The sequence below is a fragment of the Bacillus marinisedimentorum genome, from assembly GCF_001644195.2.
Classification (GTDB): Bacteria; Bacillota; Bacilli; order Bacillales; family Bacillaceae_O; genus Bacillus_BL; species Bacillus_BL marinisedimentorum.
Map to the genome: position 1 here is coordinate 1 of NZ_LWBL02000047.1, position 26,277 is coordinate 26,277.

23 protein-coding genes and 1 pseudogene are annotated in these 26,277 nt (G+C 45.7%); 15 read left to right on the forward strand and 9 right to left on the reverse strand.

Features of this window, described 5'->3' with window-relative positions:
* Positions 1–160 precede the first annotated feature (160 nt).
* A pseudogene (locus A4U59_RS22495) lies at positions 161–372 on the forward strand (TerC family protein); the annotation flags it as partial.
* A gap of 71 nt (positions 373–443) precedes the next feature.
* Here A4U59_RS22495 and A4U59_RS14210 read toward each other — a convergent pair.
* Entirely contained in the window at positions 444–818 is a 375-nt protein-coding gene (locus A4U59_RS14210) for a hypothetical protein (protein WP_169823968.1), read from the reverse strand.
* A gap of 122 nt (positions 819–940) precedes the next feature.
* Between A4U59_RS14210 and A4U59_RS14215 the strand changes: the two genes are divergently transcribed.
* The gene (locus A4U59_RS14215) at positions 941–1,528 is read left to right on the forward strand and encodes an HD-GYP domain-containing protein (RefSeq protein WP_070121186.1); all 588 of its coding nucleotides are present in this window, start codon (positions 941–943) and stop codon (positions 1,526–1,528) included.
* A gap of 529 nt (positions 1,529–2,057) precedes the next feature.
* Positions 2,058–2,213 (forward strand): Fur-regulated basic protein FbpA, encoded by a 156-nt coding sequence (gene fbpA / locus A4U59_RS20955; RefSeq protein ID WP_083270862.1) that lies wholly within the window; start codon positions 2,058–2,060, stop codon positions 2,211–2,213.
* 45 nt (positions 2,214–2,258) lie between these two features.
* Here fbpA and A4U59_RS14220 read toward each other — a convergent pair whose 3' ends face one another.
* The 3 genes from A4U59_RS14220 to modA form a co-directional block, all read right to left on the reverse strand.
* Positions 2,259–3,110, reverse strand: a complete 852-nt coding sequence (locus tag A4U59_RS14220; protein WP_070121187.1) for a GNAT family N-acetyltransferase — start codon at positions 3,108–3,110, stop codon at positions 2,259–2,261.
* A gap of 137 nt (positions 3,111–3,247) precedes the next feature.
* On the reverse strand, positions 3,248–3,901 hold the full coding sequence (gene modB, locus A4U59_RS14225; RefSeq protein WP_211274942.1) for a molybdate ABC transporter permease subunit: 654 nt from the start codon (positions 3,899–3,901) through the stop codon (positions 3,248–3,250).
* Positions 3,902–4,699, reverse strand: a complete 798-nt coding sequence (gene modA, locus A4U59_RS14230; RefSeq protein WP_070121189.1) for a molybdate ABC transporter substrate-binding protein — start codon at positions 4,697–4,699, stop codon at positions 3,902–3,904. It abuts the gene before it with no gap.
* Positions 4,700–5,382: 683 nt separating this feature from the next.
* On the opposite strand from modA, the gene A4U59_RS14235 reads away from it, so the two are divergent.
* The 5 genes from A4U59_RS14235 (at position 5,383) to A4U59_RS14260 (ending at position 13,366) form a co-directional block, all read left to right on the forward strand.
* Complete coding sequence (locus A4U59_RS14235) at positions 5,383–7,143, forward strand: ABC transporter ATP-binding protein (protein WP_070121190.1); 1,761 nt, start codon at positions 5,383–5,385, stop codon at positions 7,141–7,143.
* Positions 7,140–9,164, forward strand: coding sequence for an ABC transporter ATP-binding protein (locus A4U59_RS14240; protein ID WP_070121191.1), 2,025 nt, complete (start codon positions 7,140–7,142; stop codon positions 9,162–9,164). Before A4U59_RS14235 ends, A4U59_RS14240 begins: the two co-directional genes overlap by 4 nt.
* A gap of 128 nt (positions 9,165–9,292) precedes the next feature.
* Positions 9,293–10,522 carry a dicarboxylate/amino acid:cation symporter gene (locus A4U59_RS14245; RefSeq protein ID WP_070121192.1) on the forward strand — a complete coding sequence of 410 codons (1,230 nt, stop codon included), beginning with the start codon at positions 9,293–9,295 and terminating at the stop codon, positions 10,520–10,522.
* Between the two features lie 750 nt (positions 10,523–11,272).
* Positions 11,273–12,178, forward strand: coding sequence for an NERD domain-containing protein (locus tag A4U59_RS14255; RefSeq protein WP_157888194.1), 906 nt, complete (start codon positions 11,273–11,275; stop codon positions 12,176–12,178).
* A 138-nt stretch (positions 12,179–12,316) separates the two neighbouring features.
* Positions 12,317–13,366, forward strand: a complete 1,050-nt coding sequence (locus tag A4U59_RS14260) for a M20/M25/M40 family metallo-hydrolase (RefSeq protein WP_070121195.1) — start codon at positions 12,317–12,319, stop codon at positions 13,364–13,366.
* Positions 13,367–13,387: 21 nt separating this feature from the next.
* Here the strand turns inward: A4U59_RS14260 and A4U59_RS14265 are convergent, their stop codons facing one another.
* The gene (locus tag A4U59_RS14265; protein ID WP_070121196.1) at positions 13,388–13,921 is read right to left on the reverse strand and encodes a GrpB family protein; all 534 of its coding nucleotides are present in this window, start codon (positions 13,919–13,921) and stop codon (positions 13,388–13,390) included.
* A 136-nt stretch (positions 13,922–14,057) separates the two neighbouring features.
* On the opposite strand from A4U59_RS14265, the gene A4U59_RS21415 reads away from it, so the two are divergent.
* The gene (locus A4U59_RS21415; protein ID WP_157888195.1) at positions 14,058–14,240 is read left to right on the forward strand and encodes a hypothetical protein; all 183 of its coding nucleotides are present in this window, start codon (positions 14,058–14,060) and stop codon (positions 14,238–14,240) included.
* A 436-nt stretch (positions 14,241–14,676) separates the two neighbouring features.
* On the opposite strand, the gene A4U59_RS14275 is transcribed toward A4U59_RS21415, so the two are convergent.
* On the reverse strand, positions 14,677–14,892 hold the full coding sequence (locus A4U59_RS14275; protein WP_070121198.1) for a hypothetical protein: 216 nt from the start codon (positions 14,890–14,892) through the stop codon (positions 14,677–14,679).
* Between the two features lie 218 nt (positions 14,893–15,110).
* Here A4U59_RS14275 and A4U59_RS14280 point away from each other — a divergent pair, with 218 nt between their 5' ends.
* Positions 15,111–17,699 (forward strand): transglycosylase domain-containing protein, encoded by a 2,589-nt coding sequence (locus tag A4U59_RS14280; RefSeq protein WP_070121199.1) that lies wholly within the window; start codon positions 15,111–15,113, stop codon positions 17,697–17,699.
* 27 nt (positions 17,700–17,726) lie between these two features.
* Positions 17,727–18,260, forward strand: coding sequence for a universal stress protein (locus A4U59_RS14285; RefSeq protein WP_169823969.1), 534 nt, complete (start codon positions 17,727–17,729; stop codon positions 18,258–18,260).
* Positions 18,261–18,326: 66 nt separating this feature from the next.
* Here A4U59_RS14285 and A4U59_RS14290 read toward each other — a convergent pair whose 3' ends face one another.
* On the reverse strand, positions 18,327–19,778 hold the full coding sequence (locus A4U59_RS14290; RefSeq protein ID WP_070121201.1) for a SulP family inorganic anion transporter: 1,452 nt from the start codon (positions 19,776–19,778) through the stop codon (positions 18,327–18,329).
* 453 nt (positions 19,779–20,231) lie between these two features.
* Here A4U59_RS14290 and fumC point away from each other — a divergent pair, with 453 nt between their 5' ends.
* The 3 genes from fumC to A4U59_RS14305 all read left to right on the forward strand — a co-directional run bounded on the left by fumC (position 20,232) and on the right by A4U59_RS14305 (position 22,507).
* The gene (gene fumC / locus A4U59_RS14295) at positions 20,232–21,620 is read left to right on the forward strand and encodes a class II fumarate hydratase (protein ID WP_070121202.1); all 1,389 of its coding nucleotides are present in this window, start codon (positions 20,232–20,234) and stop codon (positions 21,618–21,620) included.
* A gap of 297 nt (positions 21,621–21,917) precedes the next feature.
* Positions 21,918–22,124, forward strand: a complete 207-nt coding sequence (locus A4U59_RS14300) for an alpha/beta-type small acid-soluble spore protein (RefSeq protein ID WP_070121203.1) — start codon at positions 21,918–21,920, stop codon at positions 22,122–22,124.
* Positions 22,125–22,249: 125 nt separating this feature from the next.
* Entirely contained in the window at positions 22,250–22,507 is a 258-nt protein-coding gene (locus A4U59_RS14305; RefSeq protein WP_070121204.1) for a hypothetical protein, read from the forward strand.
* A gap of 938 nt (positions 22,508–23,445) precedes the next feature.
* Here the strand turns inward: A4U59_RS14305 and A4U59_RS14310 are convergent.
* Positions 23,446–24,543 carry an ABC transporter ATP-binding protein gene (locus A4U59_RS14310; protein WP_070121205.1) on the reverse strand — a complete coding sequence of 366 codons (1,098 nt, stop codon included), beginning with the start codon at positions 24,541–24,543 and terminating at the stop codon, positions 23,446–23,448.
* A 155-nt stretch (positions 24,544–24,698) separates the two neighbouring features.
* On the reverse strand, positions 24,699–25,610 hold the full coding sequence (locus tag A4U59_RS14315; protein ID WP_157888196.1) for a PucR family transcriptional regulator: 912 nt from the start codon (positions 25,608–25,610) through the stop codon (positions 24,699–24,701).
* A 309-nt stretch (positions 25,611–25,919) separates the two neighbouring features.
* Here A4U59_RS14315 and A4U59_RS14320 point away from each other — a divergent pair, with 309 nt between their 5' ends.
* A complete protein-coding gene (locus A4U59_RS14320; RefSeq protein ID WP_070121207.1) occupies positions 25,920–26,180 on the forward strand; it encodes a metal-sensitive transcriptional regulator in 261 nt (86 codons plus the stop codon).
* The last annotated feature ends 97 nt before the right edge of the window (positions 26,181–26,277 follow it).

The following is a 26,277-nucleotide window of genomic DNA, read 5'->3' on the forward strand; positions in this document are numbered from 1 at the left end:
CTTATGCGTACGTTGCTATGCGGGCGCCTTGCGCATTTGTTCAGCCAAGCAGAAACCTGCCTTATGCCGCATCCACGACAGCAAGTCCCCCAGATGATCACTGTCTTTTGCCGCAAGTCCAATCACAACCGCATTGTCGGCTGCAAGTATAAGGTCAATAACGCTTATTTTGAAATGGGTAGACCGTTTCCCGGCCATTATAACGATCGGTGCAGCTGTACTTGCCTGGACAGCGTTTAAAATGATCGTTGCTGAATCATTCCTTAAACCGTATTTTGCAGATCCAAGGATTAAATATAGGTTTGAGCTGTTGTGGTAGTGGAAGTAGTTGCTGCCGGCATGGAGAGAAAAGCACAGGCGTCTGAGTGGTGATAATGGTCAATAGGGCATTGTTAAAAGCTGCACAGGCATATCGTGCAGCTTTTTGATGAATGCATTGGAATTTAAAGGTTATTTTCTATGCTTTCGAGCTGGACAAGGTTGTCATTCGGATTTGTGCTGTTGACGGATGTTACTTCAAGTTCTTTGTTGAACTCTTCTCCTGCAAAGGATGTCAAGTTCACTTTCACGGTCTCATTGTCATTCATATGGCGGGTAAAGACTTCTTCACGCGGCACATTCCGTAATACGACATCAACATGCTCTTTACCGTCCAATTCGGTCTTCATTAAAGTGCCGTGTGCAAATTGGATGGATTCACCGCTTTTGTCCATTACAACATCTTTCAATTCGTATTCAGCCACATTGATCCCTCCTTTCACCTGTTTATATGTTTCATTACCGATTATTGGGATGGGGTAAACATTTTGGTTATTCATCCGTATTATTACTGTTTAGGTACTTTTTCACATTTCTTTTAATCGCACTTAGAATGTTTTGATAATTCAGTCCTTTGTGGTAAAGTTTATACGTGCATATCGGATGGAAAGGGGATCAGCGCATGGAGGCTGAACAACTGTTTCAGCAAATTTCCCAGGATAACAGGGCCATGGAGAGGTTGAAATATCACTCCCTCAGGGTCATGTACCTTGTATCCACTTTTGCTGAACAGCTTAATTGTTATGACGAAGATATCAGGGTGGCTTCTTTACTTCACGATATCGGTAAAACAGCCATCTCCGACCACATCTTATTTAAGCAGGGCAGGCTTAATGAGACAGAATTTTTAATGGTGCAAAGCCATTCCCAGATCGGCTATACAACCATAAAGGAACAGCTTAGCAATGAACGGGCTGCAGTTTTTGTGCTCCATCACCATGAACGGTGGGACGGCAAGGGGTACCCGCTTCAGCTTAAAGGCAGGGAAATTTCATACCAGGGAAGAATGATCGCTATCTGTGATGCATTCGATGCCATGACAGTGGAACGGAACAATTACGGACTTCCCGGTTTATCGTATGCGAAGGCAATTGAGGAACTTCGGCGCTGCAGCTGGAAACAGTTCGACGGGGACCTCGTGGAACACTTTATTGAAATGATGCTGAGTTTTGATATGCCGCCAACATGGGTAACGGCAGCTACACGATAGATGAGCATATCTTGCCAGCCAGAAATACATAAAGAATGATAAAAAGGCCTGTGTCAAGCTGACATCGGTCTTTTTTAACGTAAAGAAAAGCATAAAATGTCAGGAAAGGAGTGTTTGGCGCAGCGGCCAATTTTTAAGGGCACCTGCCTGCTGTTTGTGCCTGCAGGATTGCCAGTCGGCGAGCTTTCTTTATTTGATACAAACAGAAGTCCACCAGTGCACCATACAGTTTGTGGTTAAAGCTTTAATTGAGACAAGTGTAAATAAAAGGTGCTCATGCGCTGAATCTTGTGACAAGCATATTACAGCATTACCGATTGTGTAAAATTTCACAATAACTATTGACACCTGGTTAAATCCAGAGTAAAGTAGACTGAAATAGTAATTTCAGGGAAAAGTCCATCGGTTTAAATCGAAAAAAAATCTCTTGAACAAAGATATGTAAGCGTTTAACTAAGTGGCCTGCTGGATATATTGAACAAAGAGACGAAACGATTGAAAGAAATCACTGCAGAGTGAGGTGTTATATATGGAAAATAAATTACGGCAAGGAATCCAGTTGAAGAAGACTTTTCTCATAGAGAAATTAACGAAAAAACACGAAACAAAGACAGACGAGCAGCAGCTGGATAAATTAACGCTGACAGAGCTTGAAAGGGAATACCGGCATCAACTCGGGAAATGAGGATATGATGAAAAAGCGGCTGTGCACGAAGCACCAGCCGTTTTTTTATGTATGTATGATCCGTCGGCCATAAAGCGCCCACTGATCCTGAATATTGAACCGGCTGCGTTCCGGCATGCTAATGAACGAATCGGGCGGCAGGTCAAGCCAGAATTTTCTTCCGTTGTCCTCAGCAAGCGGAACAATCGTATTCCATAGTCCTGATTGCTTGAATAAATCTTCATGAAAGTATTTTACATGAAAGTAGGATTCTGCTTTTTCATCCGGCATGACAACGGCAAACCGGCTTCCTTTTTTGTAAAAAATGCACTTCGCCAAATAGACGTCACTGAGGAATTGCGGTTCATAAGGGAGCGGATAATAGCATTCATAAGGAAACAGCTGCAGTTCATTTTTTGCCGGAGGCAGCTGTTCAAGCAAATATCGCTTCTCCTCAACCCCCGTGACTTCATCCCATGTTTTGTCCTCGTTTCCTGTCAGGAAGGATGCATCAGCCGGATCGATTGTTACAGAATGGAAGGCACTGTGCATGTTCATGCCAAGTTTATGAAGCACTTTAACAGCAGCCGGGTTGTTTGTGTTGGTGGCGGCCCCAATCCATTGAATTTCTTCTTTTTCAGTCAGCGTTTCGGTGATTGCATGCAAAAGCTTTGTGGCATAGCCTTTTTGTAAATGGCTGCGGTCTGTCCGAAGCCGTCCGAGAACGGCATAACGGTTTTCAAAAAAAGTTACTCCCGCAATCACCACCATACTTCCATTTTCAAAAAGGCCGAACAACTCATGGCTCCGTGCCTCGACAATTCTCGGAAAGATACGGACGACATAGTCATCATTTATGCCGGTCTCCATATTTTTTAATGCTTCGATATCACTTGCGGTCAATTTTCTGATTTCCATCTTTCCGTTCCCCTTTTTTGCCAATAGTGTACCAGATAAGTATAAATTAACGATTATTGGTTTTATTCCAACAAACCTGAGCTTCGATGCGACTCGGCATTTTACAGTCAGATGTTTACTTATGCGTACGGACTTCCTTATTTGATCAAATAAGTGCTGATGAGCATCAAAAAGGAAATGATAACGGTTGCGGTCACCCACATCCAGGCAAGTGACATATTTCCGGTATCGATAGCCACATATATGGCGGTTGGCAGGGTTTGCGTCTTACCGGGAATATTTCCGGCAAACATAAGGGTGGCGCCAAACTCGCCCAGTGCCCTTGTAAAGCTCAGAATGCTGCCGGACAGGAGCGCTTTGATGGACAGCGGGATCGTGACCATCAAAAAAACCTTCCATTCTCCGGCCCCGTCAACCCGTGCGGCATCTTCAATATGATGTTCGACAGAAGAAAATCCGGTCTTTGCTGACTGATACATCAGCGGAAAAGCAACGACTGTCGCTGCAATGACAGCGGCCCACCATGTGAAAATTATCGGGTGGCCGAAAAGAGTTTCAATCATCTGACCCGCTACACTGTTTTTCCCGAAAATGACAATCAAAAAGAAACCGACAACAGATGGCGGCAGCACAAGCGGCAGCATAAACATCGTTTCAATTATAATTTTTCCTTTGAAGTTTCGGCCGCTCATCAGCCGCCCGGCAAAAATGCCGATCACGATAATAAACAGGCTTGCAAATAAAGCCGTGCGCAGCGACAGCAGAACCGGTTCCCAGAAAGTCATCATAATTTATCCCTCATTATTAGCAGTGAATCCGTATTTAGTAAAAATTTCAGCAGCTTCATCGGAAGACAGGTAGTCAAAAAATCGCCTCGCCTGATCGGGATGCTCAGCATGTTTCAGAACGCCTGCCGGGTACTTGATTTCGGAATGATGCGCTTCATTTACAGTCAGCACCTTCTCCACCTTATTTGATATGGAGGCATCACTTTCGTAGACAAACCCCGCCTCCGCATTGCCGGTTTCGACGTAGGAAAGCACCTGCCGGACATCTTTGCCGAGCACAAGTTTATCTTTCAGTTGGCCCCAGAGGCCAGCATGCTCAAGGGCCTCCCGTGCATAATTACCGGCAGGCACAGATTCAGGAATCCCGATGGCAAGGTGGCTGATTTCTTTTGCAGTCAGGTCTTCAAGGGTTTGGACTTCCAGGCCTGCTCCCTGCGGCGTGATGAGGACGAGCCTGTTGCTAACCATGACACTGCTGTATTTCTGGTCAATCAACCCTTTTTCATCCAGCTTATCGAACTTGCTTGCTGAAGCTGAAATGAACAGATCGGCGGGCGCTCCCTGTTCAATTTGTTTCTGAAGCGTTCCGGAGCCCCCAAAGTTATATAGAATTGATATATTTTCATTCGATTTCTCAAAACTATTTTTAATTTCCTGCAGTGCGTCATTCAAGCTGGCAGCTGCGGAAATGGTCAGTTCGACATGTTCAGTTTGTTGTCCTTGTTCGCTCGTGCTGCTGCACCCATTTGCTAAAATAAGTGCGATAACAGCCAGCGTCATCAAAAAAGTGTTTCCCCGCATTTTGCTTTCACCCCGTTTATGTTGACAAAACCAATTATAACGGATTAGGCGGACAAATTTCGAGAAAATGTGAGGGTGTCATAAAAGTTTCGTGAAAAATCACATTAAAGGTGCTGTAAGAGATGTATAAAACAGTTAGCCTTGATTTTCAAGAAGGGGGAAGGAGGTGTAAGTTTACCTTGACTTGCTGAAAGTGAAAGTGGTAAAATATTTTAGAAATTACAAAAAATTTGGAAGGAGGGTGACGCAGATGATTCGTGTTAAGCAAGGGTTCGGCAACCAACTCAATAAAATGAACATCCGCGTTGTCCCTCTTTTCTCGGGCAGTCGCTGCAGCGGTTAGTGCAGTCTGCTCAATAACGGTAAGGAACGGATAGAGACACAGGTCACGCGGAATCATCCGCGGGTTGACGTGTGCTTTTTTACTTTTGGAAAAAGGCATGCCGCCATTATGGAGCGGTATGCCTTTTTTATATTTGGTTTTGTTAAAGCTTACATTGATAGATAAAGCCGCTCACGGTTTAGTCTTTATAACTCAACAATGTAAGTGAACAAAGCCTCCATTTAAATAAAAATGAAAAGGGAGGAAGTTTAATGTGTGATCTTGTTATTGTTCAGACAAAGCTGGAAGGAGATACAGAAGGCGGCTAGAGGATTTTGAAATAGAGAGGAGCGGATAAGCCATGTTTTCCGTACTGTGGAAATTAGGCTGGTTTTTTAAAAAATATTGGAAACGGTATTCGATCGCTGTTTCTTTCTTGATTGCAGCAAGCATTATCGATGTCATACCGCCAAGGCTGATCGGTAAAGCTATCGATGATATTCACATCGGTACTATGACGGCTGACCGGATTGTTGAGTATGTGCTTATGCTGGGCGGACTGATGACGGCAGGATACCTGCTGACATATGTTTGGATGTATCAGCTGTTCGGCGGAGCATTTCTCATAGAACGGATTATGAGATCCCGGTTCATGGGACACCTGTTAAAAATGACACCTACTTTCTACGAGAAGAATCGGACGGGTGACCTGATGGCACGGGCGACGAACGACTTGAAGGCCATCTCCCTTACCGCAGGATTCGGTATTTTGACACTCGTTGATTCAAGTATTTTCATGATGGTGATTGTTTTCATGATGGGTTTTTTCATCAGCTGGAAGCTTACATTTGCAGCAATGCTGCCGCTGCCGTTGATGGCGTTTGCCATGAACCGCTATGGAAAAATCATTCATGAGCGCTTCACCAGGGCCCAGGATGCGTTCGGTGATATGAACGACCAGGTGCTGGAAAGCATTGCGGGCATCCGGTCGATACGCGCGTATGTGCAGGAGGATGCTGACCAGAAGCATTTTCATGATATGACCGAAGACGTTTATGACAAGAACATTGCCGTTGCAAGAGTTGATGCTCTATTTGAACCGACAATTAAGGTGCTCGTGGGGATCAGTTATTTGATCGGTATCGGTTACGGGGCTTACCTGGTCTTCCATAACACGATCACGCTTGGTGAACTTGTGTCATTTAACGTGTACCTCGGTATGCTGATTTGGCCGATGTTCGCGATCGGAGAACTGATCAATGTCATGCAGCGCGGAAACGCCTCACTTGACCGGGTGAATGAAACGCTGGCATACAAAGCGGATGTCGAGGATGATCCGCAACCTGTCCATATCGATAAGCCGAGTTCCATCACCTTTGAAAAAGTCACGTTTCAATATCCATCTTCCACTGTCCGTAATCTGGAAAATGTGTCATTTGAGATACATGAAGGACAGACGCTGGGTATAGTAGGTAAAACAGGGAGCGGAAAGACGACACTGATTAAACAGCTTCTGCGAGAATATCCGACAGGTGCAGGAAACATCCTTATAAACGGGATTCCACTTAAAAAAGTACCGCTGGAATCGATCCAGAGCTGGATCGGTTATGTGCCGCAGGAACAAATTTTGTTTTCGAAATCGGTGAAAGAAAATATCCGTTTCGGCAAAACCGGGTGTTCGGATGAAGAAATACAGCATGTCCTGGAAATGGCCGATTTCGCAAAAGATATTGATTCGCTGCCGGAAGGACTTGAAACGCTCGTCGGTGAAAAAGGGGTCGCTCTTTCCGGCGGGCAAAAACAGCGGATTTCCATCGCCCGCGCCCTCATCGCCGAACCGGAGATTCTCATCCTTGATGATGCCTTATCGGCCGTTGATGCGAAAACAGAAGCGAAAATCATCAGTCATATCAGGGAGGAACGGGCCGGCAAAACGACGATTATCGCTACACACCGGCTGTCCGCGGTTGAACATGCCGACTGGATTGTTGTTCTGGAAAACGGCCGCATTATCGAAGAAGGCGGCCATGGAGAATTGCTGCACCGTGAAGGATGGTACAAGGAGCAGTTTGACCGTCAGCAGCTCGAAGAAAGCCTGACAGGAAGCGGGGGGGTCCTATGAGGAAAAAGACTGGCAGAAGGCTTTTTGACTATGCATTACATTTTAAAAAGACGATCATCCTGGGGCTGCTGATGCTTTCGATTGCGGTTGCGGCTGAACTGACCGGACCGTTTATCGCAAAAACCATCATCGACCGGCATATTCTCGGCGTTGAATACCCATGGTATGAATCAGAACCTGGAAATGAAGCAGTCGAGTATGACGGAACCTGGTATAAACGGGAGGACAATTTTAACACTGGAGAAGAAAAAGGGAGCGAAGCCCGTATACTCCAGGCGGGCAGGCAATATGTATTTATAGATGGCGCGATTGATTTTGACGGGAAACGGACCTACAAAAATGGCGTGCTTACAATCGAAAAAGGGGAAAATCATGCAATGTATCCGGCTGAAAAACTGGCAGCGGATGAACTGATGGCTTTTTACCTGCCGGAAATCAAGCCGATCATCTGGCTGCTTGCTGCCTACTTTGGCCTGCTGGTTATCGCAGCCTTTTTCCAATACGGCCAGTCATTTATGCTGCAAACCTCGGCGAACCGCATTATCCAGAGGATGCGCCAGGATGTATACAGGCAGATCCACCGGCTCCCGATCCGTTACTTTGACCAGAGGCCGGCGGGGAAAGTGGTTTCCCGCATCACAAACGATACTGAGGCCATCCGCGAATTGTATGTTAAGGTACTGGCCACTTTTTTCACAAGCATCATTTACATGACCGGGATTTTCATCGCCCTTTTTTTGCTCAATAAGACGCTCGCCGCCATTACTCTTGTGATTGTGCCGATCTTATTGATCTGGATAAAGGTGTATCGGAAATACGCCTCTAAATATAACCATGTCATCCGATCCAGGCTGAGTGATATCAATGCTTCTGTGAATGAATCAATCCAGGGGATGAGGATTATCCAGTCATTCCGCCGGCAAAAGGAAACGAAAGCCGAATTTGAAGTGATGAATGAAGACTATTTTCGATATGAGAATAAGCTGTTGAATTTAAATTCGATGACGTCCCATAACCTGGTCAACGTCCTCAGGAACCTTGCCTTCATTGCTCTGATCTGGTACTTTGGCGGAGCGAGCATTTCCGCTTCAGGTGTCGTTTCCCTGGGTGTCCTTTATGCGTTCGTCGACTATTTGAACCGGTTGTTTGAACCGGTGACAGGACTGGTGAATCAGCTTGCCCAGCTGGAGCAGGCAATCGTTTCCTCCGAAAGGGTGTTTAACTTGCTTGATGAAGAGGGAATAGATGTAGAAAGTGGCCACCTTCCGCGCTACGGAGGGCATGTCATTTTTGATCATGTGTCATTCGCCTATAAAGATGAAGAGTACGTACTGAGGGATATCTCATTTGAGGCAAAACAAGGAGAAACTGTTGCCCTTGTCGGTCATACCGGTTCAGGTAAGAGTTCCATCATGAACTTGCTTTTCCGGTTTTATGACTACAAGAAGGGCCGCATCTTAATAAACGGAACAGATATTCTTGACATGCCGAAACAGTCGCTCCGCAAGCATATGGGAATCGTGCTGCAGGATCCATTCCTGTTTGCTGGAACCATTGCGTCAAATGTAAGCCTGAATGATCCGGCCGTTACGAGAGAGAAAGTGGAAAACGCGTTACGGGCAGTTGGAGCTGATCCTTTTATCAGCCGGCTGCCCGGGGGATACGATGAACCGGTTCTTGAAAAAGGGAGCACTTTGTCAGCCGGACAGAGACAGCTTATTTCATTTGCAAGAGCGCTGGCATTCGACCCTGCAATTCTCATTCTCGATGAAGCAACGGCAAGCATCGACACGGAAACCGAATCCGTCATTCAAGAGGCGCTTGAAGTATTGAAAAGAGGCCGAACGACATTCATTATCGCCCACCGGCTGTCGACCATCAAAAATGCCGACCAGATCATCGTGCTTGATCATGGGAGTATTGTTGAAAAAGGCAGTCACGATGAATTGATGAATATCCGCGGCCGCTACTATCAGATGTATCAGCTTCAAAAAGGCAAGTCAGGAGACGAAGCAGTATAGACATAAAAAGAGATGCAGGAGCGAATCATTCAATGGGGACTCTGGAAGTTACCAGGGTTCCTTTATCTCTGCAAAAATAAAATTGTTTGTAAAATCCAGATCAGTATATAAGGGAGGAGCACGCTGACATGTCGTTAACAAAAAAGATTTTAATCGGAATGGGTCTTGGTATTATTGTCGGGCTCATTTTATCGAGTGTCGGAGGATATGAAATTACAGATAAGTATATCCTCGGACCTGTGGGAACCATATTCCTTAACTTGATCAAAATGCTTGTCGTTCCGATTGTTCTTGTTTCACTTATCCTTGGAACAGCAGGAATTAGCGATCCGAAAAAGCTTGGCCGCATCGGATTGAAAACGCTCTTATTTTTCTTGATTACAACTTCTCTGGCTCTACTCATTGCTATCAGCCTGGCTACTGTAATGGAGCCTGGCGTCGGCATTGAAGCTACCGGAGGGGCTGAATTTGAAGCGGAAGAAGCACCGCCTGTCGGTGAAACATTGCTGAATATCATTCCGACCAACCCGATTCAGGCGATGGTTGAAGGAAACATGCTGCAAGTCATCTCTTTTGCAATCATTCTCGGTTTCGGCCTTGCCCGTCTTCGGAAAAAAACCGAAACGATTTACAATATCGTTGAGCAGGCCAACGACATTCTGATGTATATTGTTACGGCAATCATGAAGCTTGCTCCATATGGTGCTTTTGCCCTTATTGCATCAGCGATCGGCGAACAGGGAATGGAAGCGCTGAAGGCAATGATCATGTATTTTCTTGTTGTCGTCCTTGCCCTTTTTATTCAACTATCTGTTGTATACGGATCAGCTGTCTACTTCCTGGGCAAGATGAACCCATTCCAATTCGTTAAAGGATTCTTCCCGGCGATGGCTGTCGGTTTCAGTACATCCAGCAGTTCGGCCACACTTCCGATATCGATGGACACAGCTCAGAAAAACTTGAACGTGCCGAAATCCATCAGCGGATTCGTCCAGCCGCTAGGTGCCACCATCAACATGGACGGCACGGGCATCATGCAGGGGGCTGCTACCGTCTTCATAGCGCAGATGTACGGCCAGGGTCTCGGCATGACTGAGATTTTGACGGTTGTCCTGACCGCCACACTTGCCAGCATCGGTACAGCAGGTGTTCCGGGTGTCGGCCTGATCATGCTCGCCATGGTTCTGCAATCTGTCGGCCTGCCGGTGGAAGCGATCGGTATCGTGCTTGGCGTTGACCGCCTTCTTGATATGACCCGGACTGCGGTTAACATTACCGGTGACGCCGCATGCGCTGTCGTTGTTTCACGTTCTGAAGGAAATAAGCCTGAGGTTGTGCAGGAGACGGCCACTCTTTAATATGGTTTTGGGACCCCCGCGGAATGCGGGGGTTTTTTGGTTGGGTGGAATGATATTGGGGGGGTTGGAATTGGTGAGGCTTGTTTTGGTTGGGTTTGGGTTTGGGTTGTGAATTTTTGAACAAGAGTGTTTGGCGTGAAATAAGGGCTATATGGCGTGAAAGCATGTTTATGGCGCGAAACAAGTGAAGTTGCGCGTGAAAAGATGGAAGTTTGGCATGAAAATCGATTGGTTCAGCGTGAAATAGAAGAGTTACCGCCGAAAAGAATGAATCCACTAGTCTGCCAAATACAATATAGCGTGAATAGGAAGCTATACGGCATGAATACTCGTCTGAAGGGCGTGAAACCGCTGTTACACATGGTGAATGACCTTAGATATTTTAAAAAAGCCGACATTTTCACTTTTTTTTGCCTGAAATAAGTTGAAAATCTGAGCAGGAAACAAGGAATGCCAAAAAAGTCGGCAATTTTTATAGAAGAAAGCATGTGAATGCAGACAAAAATGGTTTTTTTTACAAAAAAACCGTGCAACCATCCTTCTGGAAACCAGATGTTTGTATATTACTCCAGATTTTTTGATTTAGCCGCTTGTATATAGCAATTTATCAAAGGTTTTTTTAAACTAAAAGAAAATAAAGTGGGAGGTTCAAAGAAGCCATTGATAAAAAAAGACAGGGAAGTGCCTTTGAAAATTAAAAAACTCGAAGCATTGCTAAGAAGGCTCCCGCCGGGTCACTCCAGCAGACAAATGATCGAAGAGGAATTGGCCAAATCCAGAGCAGGATTTCGGGGTGAGCAGTCAGTCGATTATCATTTACAATCACTTGCGAAAGATAAATATATGGTGTTGCATGATGTCAGGCTGCAAAATGATGGATCAGATTTTTTTCAACTTGATACATTGGTGGTAAGCAGCCAATTTCTATTGATTGTCGAGATAAAAAACATAACGGGGATGCTCTTTTTCGATCAGGCATTTCATCAGCTGATCCGGACGCTAGACGGCAAGGAAGAAGCGTTTCCTGATCCGATTATCCAAATTCGCAGACAGTCCGATAATCTGGAGAAATGGCTTGAAAAGCATAAGCTCCCGATAATTCCAATCCATTCATTAATTGTGATCAGTAATCCGGCTACATTAGTAAAAACAGCCCCACAGCATAAAGAAATTTTCAAAAAAGTAATTCACTCAGCTTCCCTTCCTGCGAAAGTGGAGGAATTTGATGAGAGAATTTATAAAGGTGTTTTAACTAGAAAGGACAGCAGAAAGCTTGTCCGCTATATATTGAAGGAACATGTCCCATCAAACCCCGATTACTTGAGGCAATTTAAAGTGAATGTTTCGGATGTTTTGACGGGAGTTCATTGTCCTGGTTGTCAGTCGCTCCCCCTGGCCAAAAAACGAGGCGGTTGGTTTTGCTCTGAATGTAAGGTTATGCACCACAATGCACACATTGATTCTTTGTACGATTATTATTTATTGGTAGATAACACCATCACCAATAGACAGCTCCGTCTGTTTCTCCGGCTGTCCTCTGCTTCCGTCGCTTATAAGCTTTTGAGCTCCCTTGATCTTCCTCATACGGGTGAAACCAGAAGACGAAAATATGCACTTTCCGGTTATCCGTGGGAAAATCTTGTAAACACTAAATAGGTGTGCCAAGTGGGACCACTTGCTTCCCGTACGACAGAAATCCTCTTGCTTTTCTTCACAAAAAAACCAAACCACTGGCATTTCCCAAAAAATTCAGCTACTGTCAACGTATCGGATACATAGAAGGAGGAACAAGATATGGATAAGAATTTTTTGAAAGAGCTGCTGGAGACGCCGTCACCTTCAGGGATGGAGATGGCGATTCAGAAAAAATGGATGGCGTATGTGAAGCCGTTTGCCGATGAAGTAAGGTCTGATAATGCCGGGAATGTAATCGGTGTGTTGAATCCGGATGCGCCAGTAAAAGTACTGCTTGCGGGCCATGCAGATGAGATTGGATTTATGGTGAAGCGGATTGATGAAGATGGGTTTATTTATGTGGAAAAGGTCGGGGGGATCAGCCCGAAGGTTGCGATTGGAATGAAAGTGGAGATTCTCGGGTATAACGGGAGTCTGACCGGGGTGATCGGTGCAAATGCCGAGCATCACGGCGGGGTGAAGGAGAAGCTGGAGTTTGATGATTTGTACATAGATTGCGGGGCAGCAGATCGGGAGACGGTTGAAAAGACCGTCCAAATTGGGGATCTTGCTGTTTATACGAGGGGAGCCGAGTTTCTGCTCAATGACACGGTAAGCGGCAGGGGCCTCGATAACCGGACGGGCGCATTCATAGTCGCCGAGGTGCTGAAGCGCCTGGCTGACGACCGCCCGGAAGTCGGAGTGTATGCTGTCAGCACGGTAAATGAAGAAACGAATATGGGCGGCGCTTACTTTGCCGGTGCCGGAGTAGAGCCTGATATGGCAGTTGCCTGCGATGTGACGTTTGCAACTGATTATCCGGGTGTGAACCGCAGCAAGCACGGTAATGTGAAGCTGCACCAGGGGCCTGTCCTTGCAAAAGGAGCGCCGATCAACATCAAAATGAACAGGATGCTGGAAAAGACAGCGAAAGACCTGGATATAAATGTGCAGTATGAATTGACGCCGCGTGCTACCGGAACGGATGCTGATAAGCTGCGACTGACAGGAAAAGGGGTGCCGGTCGCGCTTGTCTCACTGCCGCTCCGCTATATGCATTCGCCGGTTGAAACGGCAAGCCTGAAAGATATTGAGGATGAGATTAATCTCCTGGCCGCCTGGATTAAAAACCTGACCGGAAATGAAAGCTTGAATCCGCTTGAAGATTGATTCTTATATAGAGGCAGAGGGTCAGCGGCCCTCTGCCTCTTTTGCCCATTCGGCCGCTTTGCGGTCAATTCCCTGGATGAAGTCATGCTTGCCGTCAATATAATGGTCAATATCAGCAGGAAATTGAATGGCAAGGTTTTCTTTTAGTTTTGCATATTCAGCCGCTTCCTGCGGGTGGGCTGAAAGGTAGTCACGGAAGAGGAGATGGCGGCGGACTTCGGGATGTCCCGCGGCAAAAATATGGACATGGCTGGTCCTTGTCCCGGCTATTGCTTTCACAAAAAACCGCCGGCCGGGAATGCCGTTTTCGCCGTAAGCATCATAGCCGGAGACCTTCATCTGTCCGTTATGCGAATCAATTTTTTCAATGTCCCGGGCTTCAATCAGTATATCAAGAATCGGTTTGGCGCCCATTCCTGAAATCGAGGTGCTGCCGATGTGATGGACATTTAGGACTGAATCGCCGAGAATGTCATTTAAATGTTCGGCCTCCTGCAGATAAGCGGCTTTCCAGCTTTTTTGAAACGGTACAACTTCCACTTTCCGTCTGTTCATTGGGGCTCAGCTCCTTTTGATAAAATATTTATACCATGATAATGGAGGAATTGCATCAAGGAGGGAGCAACTGGATGAGCCGGCTGTTTCCCCGGGGGGTCGTGCCGGGGGTTTTTTATCGGACAGGAGTTATTTTGTGAAGTTCCGAATTAAGCTGTACGGCGCGAAATATGAGTTATACGGCGTGAAACCAACTAAACGGCGCGAAACCTTTGACGTAAGGCATGAAAAGAAAGAAGTTTGGCGTGATAATCAATTGGTTCGGCGTGAATTCAAAGAGTTGCCGCGTGAAACAACAAATCAGCCTATCCGCCAATAATGGTTCGGCATGAAAAAGAGGTGATATGGCGTGATTTCTCGCCATGTCGGCGTGAAAACTTCACTGAACTGCGCGAATTTCCACGCCTGCCGGCACGAACCGCTCACTGATCAGCAGGAAATCCCACCCCATCAGTGCAAAACGAATCCTAAGCATGCATGCTGCCACGTCAAACGGCATCCTACCGCTCCAAAACGAATCCCAAACCAGCACGCTGCCCCCAAATCGGCTCCGCCGCCGCACTCACGCACCTAGATGCATTTACACATAAGCAATAGGCCGGATAAAATTGCCCGGTGCCTTAAACCTGGCAACTGACTCCATGATAAACTGCCGCTGCCATAACGAAAAAACTGCTGACATCCCTTTGTCAGCAGTTTTTTAAGTATCAATCTGTCATATACAAATAATAAGTGCAGTACGTTGATTCGGGGGCTTATTGTGCCGCTTTCAATTCTTCTTCCGCAAGCGTATTTTTTTCATTCATGAGAAATTCACGGAGACTTTCGGGACAATGTTCTTTGTTTTTCGGTTCGTAGGACTTCGGATCAAGGTAAATCACACGGATGACATCTTCTTTCTGATCTTTCACATGAAGCTGGATCCCTTTTCTGCGATCGAGCATATATAAAAGTTTGTAAGGTTTATTCATCTCCGACTCCTCCTTTGTCTTTGTACATCAAATTCCCAGATTTTCATGGAAATAAACAGCTATCTTGAAAAAAAGATATTAACTTGTAAAAAATGGTTCCTTTTTATTGCACGGGTTTTACAGGTAATAAGACGGGGTATAAGCGTGTTAAGCACTTATTTTGTTGTACATAAACTGCGGTTTTTGCACAGATGAACTTTTAAAGGGGAGAAGATGCGATGAGCAAGAAGAACAGCCGAATGGAGCGCAGGGAAAAGGCGGCAAGCCGGACACCGTTGGAGAGAGCGGGAAGCATTTTTTTCAAAATGTTTATCGCCCTATTGATTGTCGGACTTCTCGGTCTGGGGGCAGGAGGATATACGAGCTATGCGTTTATCAAAGATGCGCCTGAGCTTGACCCTGAACGTTTAAACATGTCGCAATCATCGACGATATACGATATGAATGAAAATGAAATCATTGATTTATCCGGAAAAGAACACAGGGAATTTGCTGAGATCGAGAGTATACCGGAGCTTGTCCAAAATTCATTTATTGCCGTGGAAGATGTCAGGTTCAAGGAGCATAATGGAATCGACCTGAAACGGATTGCCGGTGCAGTGGTCGCAAATGTGACAGATGGATACGGAGCAGAGGGAGCGAGCACGATTACTCAGCAGGTTGTAAAAAACACCTTCCTTAGCAAAGAGAAAACGATAAAACGCAAAGTTCAGGAAGCATATCTTGCCGTTAAATTTGAGGAAAAATACTCAAAAGATGAGATTCTGGAGATGTACTTGAATAAAATTTATCTCGGCAACGGTGCTTATGGAGTAGCGGCGGCTGCAGATGTCTATTTTGATAAAACACTTGATGAATTGACACTATCAGAAGCAGCGCTGCTTGCCGGCTTGCCGCAGCGCCCTTCCGGCTATAACCCATTTTTACATCCGGAAAAAGCGGAGGAAAGGCGCAACACGGTACTTGCCCTCATGAAAAAACACGGGTTCATAAATGAAAAAGAATACAAGGAAGCTGTTTCTGTACCAGTAAAAGAAACATTGAGCACAAAAAAAGATGAGGAATCGAAGTATGGAGCGTTTATCGACCAGGTGATTAGAGAGCTGAAATCGGAAGGTTATTCAAATGCTGAGCTTTTCAACGGCGGGTTGAAAATTTATACGACACTCGATCCGAAAGCGCAAACGACCGTTGAAGAAACGCTCACCAATGGGGAAAAGGTCAAATTCCCGGACGAAAAATTAAAAGCAGGACTGGTACTGCTTGATACGAAAACCGGGGAAATCCGTGCGATAGGAGGCAACCGCGATAAAGCGGAAGACCGAACCAAGCGGGGGTTCAACTATGGAACCCAGCTCAAGCGCCAGCCGGGTTCGACGGTCAAGCCGATTCTCGATTATGGTCCTGGCATTGAAAATAAAAAATGGTCAACATTCAAACAGTTTGAAGATGAAGAGTTAAAGGTGAAAGACCACACCTTCAAGAACTGGGATGACGAATACCATGGTGAAGTTTCGATGCGCACAGCCCTGCAGTGGTCTTACAATATCCCGGCTATCCTTGCTTTCCAGGAAGTCGGAGCTGAAAAGGCAAAGGAATTCGCGGGCAATCTTGGAATCAACCTGGAGAATGCGTATCCTTCTCATGCGATCGGCGGATTCGGCAAAGGCATTTCACCAATGCAGCTGGCCGGTGCTTATGCGGCATTCGGAAATGAGGGAGTATTTAACAAGCCCCGCACGGTTCGAAAGGTTGTCACAACAGATGGAAAGGAACAGTCCTTTAAGACAGAATCGAAAAAAGCAATGAGTAAAGCGGCCGCATACATGATTACCGATATGCTGAAAACGGTCATTCAGGAAGGAACAGGGGCGAGTGCAAATATCCCAAGCCTTGCAGTAGCAGGGAAAACAGGTACTACGAGCCTTCCGCCGGAGCTGCAGGACGCCAATCTTGACGGGTCTTCCGATGCATGGTTTGCCGGATATACGACAGATTATACAGCAGCTGTCTGGACGGGATATGATAAAACGACAAAAGAAACGTATTTGACGGATGCCAAAGACGATTATTCAAAAGAAATTTTCAAAGTCATCATGTCGGAGGTGTCCAAAGACCAAAAACCTGCTGATTTCAAAATGCCAGCTTCGGTTGTAGAAGTGACGATTGACAAAAAGACAGGCGAGCTTGCTTCCGGCCATACACCGTCAGACAGAAAAACAGTTGAATTATTCATTAAAGGCACGGAACCAACGGAACACTTCTCTCCTGCATCCAAGAAAAACGAAGAGGAAGAGGACAAAAAGAAAAAGCAAGAAGAAGCTGATAAAAAAGAACAGGAAAAGAAAAAAGAAGAGGAAGAAAAGAAGAAGGAAGAAGAGAAGAAGAAGAAAGAGGAAGAAGAAAAGAAGAAAAAAGAGGAAGAAGAAAAAAAGGATGAGCAGCAGAACACAGACGGCGAACAGCAGGACACAAATGACGAGGAGAGTACAGAAGGCGAGAACGAAGAAGGGACAGATGATTCCTCATCCGGCTCATCAGGAGACGGAAATACAGATCAAACAGATGACGGAGATGCCGCTGCTGACGAGGGCAGCGGCACCGCCTCCTCATCCTCCGATAACAAGGAAACGAAAGATGACAGCAATTCCGCAAACCCCTCCCCAACAAAACAAAATACCCAAAAAGAAGAAAAAAAGGAAAGCCGGAAAGATGATGGTGATCAGACAGATGAGGATACAGCTGAGAAGCAGGATGAGGAAGATGGTGAAGGTGAAATGAATGAAAGCAGTGATAAAGAGGATTGAATCTCTCAGGGCTAATCCCAAATATACGTGCAGTTTGAAACAAGGAGTGACAATTGTCCGACAGCCGCACCCCCTATCTTGACGTCCAGCTACAAACATAGCATAGTAAAAGAAAACATCACTTTAGGAGGCGCCATGTTCCAGAGGCTATTATTGGCATCTGATGGTTCCAGGCATGCTGAACGAGCTGCTCAGAAGGCTGTCCATCTGGTCAAAGAACTGGCTGATGCACATTTGACCATTTTGCATGTATCGGCACAGATGCCTGCCAAACATCGATTACTCGAAACCAATTTTAATGTTAAAGAATTGCTTGAAGAACAGGCCAGGGAAAAACTGGCCGGCACGCTGCAGGTTTTGGGTGCGGAGGATGTTGAATATGCTTTGCATACAGCTGTAGGAGACCCAGCCGAAGAAATAGTGAAAGCGGCCAGGGAAAACAGCATGGATTTGATTATTATCGGCAGCAGGGGGCTGAACACAATCGGCGAAGTCCTGCTCGGCAGTGTAAGCCATGCCGTTGCCCACGACGCCCACTGTCCTGTCATGGTTGTAAAGTGACTAAAAAAACGCGGATTGCATTATCATACATGCGGTCCGCGTTTTTGTATACCTCAATGAATTTTATCAGTGGCCGGAGGGATTCAATCCAATCTGTTCGATAATCGACTGGCTCTCCTCATTCAGACCGGTGATGGAGACACGTTTGTTAGCCTGCTGGTATTTGTATACCACTTTTGCAATTGCGGTGACAGCAGACTGGTCCCAGACGTGGGAGTGGCTGAAATCGATAACGATCAATTCCGGATCATCTTTCACATCGAATAAATCAACAAAGTAATTCATCGTGCCGAAGAAGAGCTGGCCGGAAACGGTATAGATTTTCACGCCGTTTGCATCAAGACGGGCATTTGTTTTGATTTTCGCCATTTTCCATCCAAACATCACGGCGCTTAAGACCACACCGGCAAGGACACCTTTAGCGAGGTCATGGGTATACACGACAATTGCTACAGTTGCAACCATGACAGAAGCATCGCTCACCGGGATCCGGTTCAGGCCTTTCAATGATTGCCAATCAAAAGTTCCAATCGAAACCATAATCATGACACCGACAAGGGCGGCCATCGGAATTTGAATGACTACATTACCCAGGACCATAATCAAAAACAACAAGAATGCGCCTGCAACAAAGGCAGATAACCGTCCGCGCCCGCCTGACTTGACATTGATGACGGACTGTCCGATCATCGCACAGCCTGCCATTCCGCCGAAGAAGCCTGTTACGAAGTTGGCGATTCCCTGTCCTTTGACTTCACGGTTTTTGCTGCTTTTTGTATCGGTCATTTCGTCAACAATCGTTGCAGTCAGAAGAGACTCAAGGATACCTACGGCTGCAAGTGTTAACGAATAAGGCAAAATGATCTGCAGCGTTTCCAGTGTGAGCGGAACTTGCGGCAGGTGGAAGATCGGCAGTTCACGCGAAATTGTACCCATATCCCCAACTGTACTGATATTGAGGTTAAAGAACATTGCTGCTCCGGTCATGACGATAATGGCGAAAAGAGGAGACGGGACAGCTTTTGTAATTCTAGGAAGTAAGTAAATGATGGCAAGTGTTCCTGCTACCATTGCATACATGACCCATGATGCCCCTTTAAAATGGGAAAGCTGGGAAGTGAAAATCAAAATGGCGAGTGCATTCACAAAGCCGATGATAACCGGCTGCGGGATGAATGTCATGAACCGCCCAACCTTCAAAAATCCGAGCAGCACCTGGATGACGCCGGTAAGGACAGTTGCCGCGAGCAAATATTCAACCCCGTGATCGGCAACGAGGGACACTATTACAAGTGCCATCGCACCTGTTGCGGCGGAGATCATTCCCGGCCGTCCGCCAGTGAATGCAATGATCACCGCGATACTGAAGGATGCATAAAGGCCGACCATCGGATCGACACCAGCGATGATGGCGAACGCAATCGCTTCAGGAATGAGAGCAAGGGCAACAGTCATGCCTGCGAGAATATCAGCTCGGGCATTTCCGAATTCCCCGTTCATAAAGCCCGATAATTTCATATATTTTCCTCCATCTAAATCGATACTATTTGAAACGCCCATGTCTCTTTTCAGAGAGCAGAAAACGTTTATGACAAAAATGTGACCGTTCAATACAACAAGAGTGAATTATACAGGGTAAGTAAGGAATTACCAATGCCGCAAAAGTAATAATGAAAACGTAATCATTACTTTAATGCTTCGATTACCTGCTTTTTTTGCTGTATTTCTGAATAATGCTGATGGAGCCCGGTGAATTTTATATTAGGACGGCAGAAGGAGAGCAAAAGCGTATCTCGATTTTGTGCAGCTGCGGAATGTGAGCACCTGCAGCGGGAATCAATAGCCGTGTTCAACATAACTTTATAAGAAAATGGACATGTAAATCGACAAATTTTACAGCGCTTACGGAAGGGTTCCGCCGTTTTTTCTCGAATACAATACAAGATCATGTTCTAAAGGGGGAAGTATTGAATGGAGTATAGAATTGAACGGGATACACTAGGGGAAATCAAAGTTCCCGCAGATAAATTGTGGGGAGCTCAAACACAGCGGAGCAGCGAAAACTTCAGGATTGGCTGGGAGAAGATGCCCCTTGAGATCGTCAGGGCATTTGCGGTCCTGAAAAAAAGTGCCGCCCTTGCCAACATGAAGTTGGGCAAACTCGAAGAAGATAAAGGAAAAGCGATCGTCAGTGCTGCAGATGAAGTGATCAACGGCAAGCTGAATGACCATTTCCCGCTCGTTGTCTGGCAGACAGGCAGCGGCACCCAGTCAAACATGAATATGAATGAAGTCATCGCCAATCGGGCCAACAGCATTTTGCAGGAACAAGGTTCAGAAAGCAAAGTCCACCCGAACGACGATGTCAATAAATCACAGAGTTCAAACGACACATTCCCGACAGCCATGCATATTGCGGCTGTAACGATTGTCGAAGAACAGGTCCTGCCGGCACTAACCGGCTTGAAAGAAACATTTGCGAAACAAATGAAGGAATTTGATGAAATCATTAAAATCGGCCGGACCCACCTTCAAGACGCTACACCTCTGACACTTGGCCAGGAGGTAAGCGGTTGGCACCGGATGCTTGAGAAAACAGAATCGATGCTGAAAGACAGCATCAACTATGTCCGTGAGCTGGCAATCGGCGGAACAGCTGTCGGTACCGGAATCAATGCCCACCCTGATTTCGGAAACATGGTTGCTGAAGAAATCAGCGGCATTACCGGCTATAAGTTTAAGTCAGCACCTAACAAATTTCATGCCCTGACAAGCCATGATGAGATCGTCCATTCACATGGTGCGCTAAAAGGACTTGCCGCTGACTTGATGAAAATCGCTAATGATGTCCGCTGGCTCGCAAGCGGTCCGCGCTGCGGAATCGGCGAAATCAATATCCCGGCAAATGAGCCTGGGAGTTCGATTATGCCTGGAAAAGTGAATCCGACCCAGAGCGAAGCACTTACGATGGTTGCCGCACAGGTGATGGGGAACGATGCGACCATCGGTTTTGCCGCTTCACAGGGTAATTTTGAATTGAATGTTTTTAAGCCGGTCATCATTTATAACTTCCTGCAATCAGCGAAATTGCTGGCAGATGCCATGATTTCCTTCAATGACAAGTGTGCAGTCGGCATTGAACCGAATAAGGAGAAGATTGACGAGTACGTCAGCCAGTCCCTTATGCTCGTGACGGCTTTGAATCCGCATATCGGTTATGAAAATGCGGCAAAAATCGCAAAGCTTGCCCATCAGGAAAAACTGACACTGAAGGAAGCTGCCTTGAAAACCGGTTTGCTGACAGAAGAACAATTTGATGAGATTGTAAGGCCGGAAGAAATGACAGGCCCGAAAGAGTAAACAAAAAAGCTGGAGCCCACGCGGCTTCAGTTTTTTTGTTGTTAAGGAAGTTATAAAATTTAATGTTGTGGATAAAAAGCAAGAAGGGAATCATCCAGCTTCAGGCGCCCGCAGATATCGTCATAAGTGATCCCTCCGGATGAAAAGTGCACCTCCGTTAATAGAAAATGGCGCCTTGGCATTTGCTCTGCAGCACTTATTTGAAAGCACCGATAAATCTACATAATTTACCAATGGAATTTCATACATAACCTTATCTGTTTTTCACACAATATGTTTACACAGGAGGTGATACAAATGGCTAACAACAACAGCTCAAACCAACTCGTAGTACCTGGAGCGCAGCAAGCGATCGATCAGATGAAATATGAAATCGCTTCTGAGTTCGGTGTGAACCTTGGCGGTGAAACAACTTCCCGCGCTAACGGTTCAGTTGGTGGAGAAATCACCAAGCGTTTAGTATCAATGGCCCAGCAGCAAATGGGTGGATACCAACAACAGTAATTAAATAACATGGCTTTACAGGGAGGCGGATGACAGTCTGCCTCCCTTCCTATTTACGGGGTTTTTCTCATACATAAAAAAGGTAAGGATTAAGTAAAATCGGAAAGCGAAAGGGAAGAATGTGTATGTATATTTGCCCGCTTTGCAATCGGTTGGAGGACCGGTTCGATACTATTGAATGTCCTGAGTGCAGCCGTAAAATGCAAGATGAAGGTAAAGTGATGGATTATTTTGATGATTACAGCGCATATCAGGAAATTGAGGACATGAAACTGGTGGACGGATATCCGAATGACCGGAAAAATCATCAATGTCCTCATCTTTTTTATTGTCCTGCTTGCGGCAAGAAAGAAACACGGCTTATAGAAGAAATTAATCAATAAAAAGCTCGCCGGTGTTATTCCCTTAAAGTACCCTTTAACGGAATAAGTAGTCCATGAATATGATAGTGTCTAGTCTGGAGTTTATCCGTTCCTTTCCGCTGCAGGCATTCGCTTTCCGCGGGGCGTCCGGGAAGCCTCCTCGGCGCGTTCGTGCCTGCGGGGTCTTCCCTGTTCGCTTTTCCCGCAGGAGTCGAATGCCTTCCGCTCCAATCCACTCAGTTGTAACATCATTTTACAAACAAACACTGAACAGCTTTCGGGTATTTAAAGAAAACTAATGTCAACTATCTTTCAAATAAGGCCCAGATTCAGGCCGGAATAACACTGGAATGAACGATAATTGTTCGAACTATTCAAAAAATCGGATCTTAAAACAGTAACAAAGAGTTCTCTTCATAAGCATACTAATGGGTGCAGGAATTTTTATTTTCATCCAAACAAGCTGGCTAAATAGAAATTACCGGGACATCCGTTTAAGTGCTTGTTGATTGGTGCGGATAGGCTCGAGCCCAACAGGAGCAGCTGGACAGGTGAGACCCGGCAAGAGCGGTAGCGTTAACGATCAGGGGGTCACCGCCGCCCCGCGGCAAAGCAGACACCGTGAGTGCGACCGAAGGGAAGCAGGAACGGATGTCGTACTTGTACCCGTGGTGAAAGCAGCCCCTGCAGCGGAAATCAACTTCCCGTTCAAAAGTGCAATGTGTGGAGATCAAAATCCCTCCTTATTCCACAATCCTGTCCTTTCGTGAAATCGAACAGTGTTTAGGTTGGGGACATTCAGGGAACTTTTCTGCTGCCCTTATATCGATATAATAGGAAGAACAGCAAACCATGCGGCTTGCTGTTTTTCCTGTTGCTTATTGTGCTATAAATGAATATATTTTTCCCTCTCATCCGAACATGTCAGTATATCGACTCAATCGGGTGGGTATGTGTTTTCAGCGGATGCGTTCTTCTGTTTCGGCATCAAAGAAATGCGCTTTGTTCATGTCGAGGGCAAGGTCGATTGTATCACCGCTGTTAATGTCTGTACGGGAATCAATCCGGGCGACGAAGTCCTGGCCTTCGATTGTTGAATAAAGGAACGTTTCAGCACCCATTAATTCAGCCACTTCAATATGGGCATTGACTTTTGTGCCGGATGAAGCTTCGATGAAGACAGGTTCATCATGGAAGTCTTCAGGACGGATGCCGAGTATGACATCTTTATTAATATAGTTGCCTTTACGGAGAAGCTTCATTTTTCCTTCAGGAACTTCAATTTTTACATTTTCCATTTCAAAGTATCCGTCTTTGATCTTGCCGGACAGGAAGTTCATGGCCGGGGAGCCGATGAAGCCGCCGACAAATACATTTTCGGGCAATTCATAAACGTCTTTTGGAGAACCGACCTGCTGGATGATACCGTCTTTCATGACAACAAGGCGTGTTGCCATAGTCATCGCTTCTGTCTGGTCATGGGTTACGTAAATCGTTGTCGTATCAAGACGTTTATGGAGTTTGATAATTTCAGCGCGCATTTGGACACGCAGTTTTGCATCCAGGTTGGAAAGCGGCTCGTCCATCAAGAACACTTTCGCGTCACGGACGATGGCGCGGCCGAGTGCGACACGCTGGCGCTGCCCGCCGGAAAGGGCTTTCGGTTTCCGGTCAAGGTATTGCTCAAGTCCAAGAATGCGGGCGGCATCTTTCACACGGCGATCGATTTCATCTTTAGGGAATTTGCGGAGCTTCAAGCCGAACGCCATGTTGTCATACACATTCATATGCGGGTAAAGAGCATAGTTCTGGAAAACCATCGCGATGTCGCGGTCTTTTGGCGCTACATCATTCATGCGTTTTTCATCGATAAAAAAGTCACCTTTTGAGATTTCTTCAAGGCCGGCGATCATCCGAAGCGTCGTTGACTTACCGCAGCCGGATGGTCCGACAAACACGATGAATTCCTTGTCCTGGATATGAAGATTGAAATCTTCTACAGCGGTTACATCATTATCATAAACTTTATAAATATGGTCGAGTTTAAGTTCAGCCATGTTAATGCCTCCTGGAAATTTAAGTTTGTTTTGCTTCTATGGTCAGTTTATCTTTTGAAAGCCCTTTCGTAAATGTGAGATGTGCACAAAGACAGCGGGGAAGGTTGTGCAGTTTATACAAACGAAGAAACCCGTGCCTGAGACAGGCCCGGGATTCAATCGTTCTTTTCAATTAACAGCGCGAGATAAGTGGTGACAGCACCGCTGAAGTCTTTCAGGTCGATTCCTGTTTTCTCCATGAACTTATCGAGCCGGTATTGGACGGTGTTCCGGTGCATGAACTGGTTTTTGGCTGTAAGAGAGAGGTTCATGTTTGATTCAAGATAAGCTTTGACAGTTTCGAGCAGATTTTCATCTTCCTCGACAGCATTTAAAATGAGTTCACGGAACCCCACCTTCATGTCTTTGCCGGCTTGCTGCATCACTAAAAATGGCATAGCTTCATGGAGAAAGTATACGTCCTGGCCGGGAAATGCCTGCTGCATAAGTCGAAATGCGGATTGCTCCCGCACATAACGTGAGGAGGCCTCTCCCAGTCGGTTGGCCGCACTGCCGGCAAACAGCGATAGACGCACATAAAAGTCACTCATAAGCGTCTGGATCACTTCTTTAAACAGCTGAGGTTCCTTATGAAGGTTTGAACGTTCCACAATGATGACTCCGTGCTGGGGGTTCTCCCACAGAAGCGTGACCGGCAGGGGAAATAGACTCTGGATAGCCTCCTGAAAAAGAACTTGATCGGAAGGAGGGGCATTCAGCGTCATATGGACCAGCTGGTAAGGCATCTCGGCAAGGCCGGAAAGTTTTTCAAAGCTTTGCGGCACATGAGCCTTAAATAGAACATCGCTCCAAAGTTTCTGTTTTTCAGTAAGGGATGACAGCTCCGGTTCATAAGGTTCGGTTATCAAAGCGAGCAATCCTTCATCTTTCCCCGTTAATTCATTTTCATGGATACCGGCAACCGTCCCGTCATTCAATTTGAACCACCTGTACCCGTCTTCCAGCACAGAGGTATCTTCGTTCAGGATGATGAGGCTTTTAAAAAGCAGTTTAAGCTGTTCCAGCATAGTAAAGTCCTTTCTGTTTAAGTTCACCTTCAGTATAGCAGTTTCAACAAAATCCTCATAAAATAACAAGAAGAAGTTTTACGAAACGCCCCCAAGTATAATATAATAAGTGAAACACATTCTTTATATTTTCTTCACACTTCCCGCTGGATTGTAAAAAACATAAAGTTGTCAATAATAACAAATACGCACTGGTGGTTTTGAATTATACTGAAATTGTAGTTACCTCATGTGAATCAATTCACATATTTTCGATCAACTAACACAGTAGAGTATAAATTGTTATTTAACTGAAGGGAGAGTTGCGGCATGGAATATCCACAAGATATGAAAAACCGTTTAAAACGGATAGAAGGTCAGGTTCGCGGTATTTTGCGCATGATGGAAGAAGATAAAGAATGTAAAGATGTCATTATGCAATTAACCGCTGCACGGTCAGCGATAGACCGCGCAATCGGCTACGTAGTGGCGAAAAATCTGGAAACATGCATCCGCCAGCAGGACGACCTTGGTGAAAGTGCTGAAGATGTCATTCAAGAAGCAGTACAAATGATTGTCAAAAGCCGATAGATATGAAAAGCCCTAATCGTAATGATTAAGGCTTTTTTAATGTTAAGGAAGTTATAAAATTTTTGCGGATAAAAATCCGGAAGGGAGTCATCCAGCT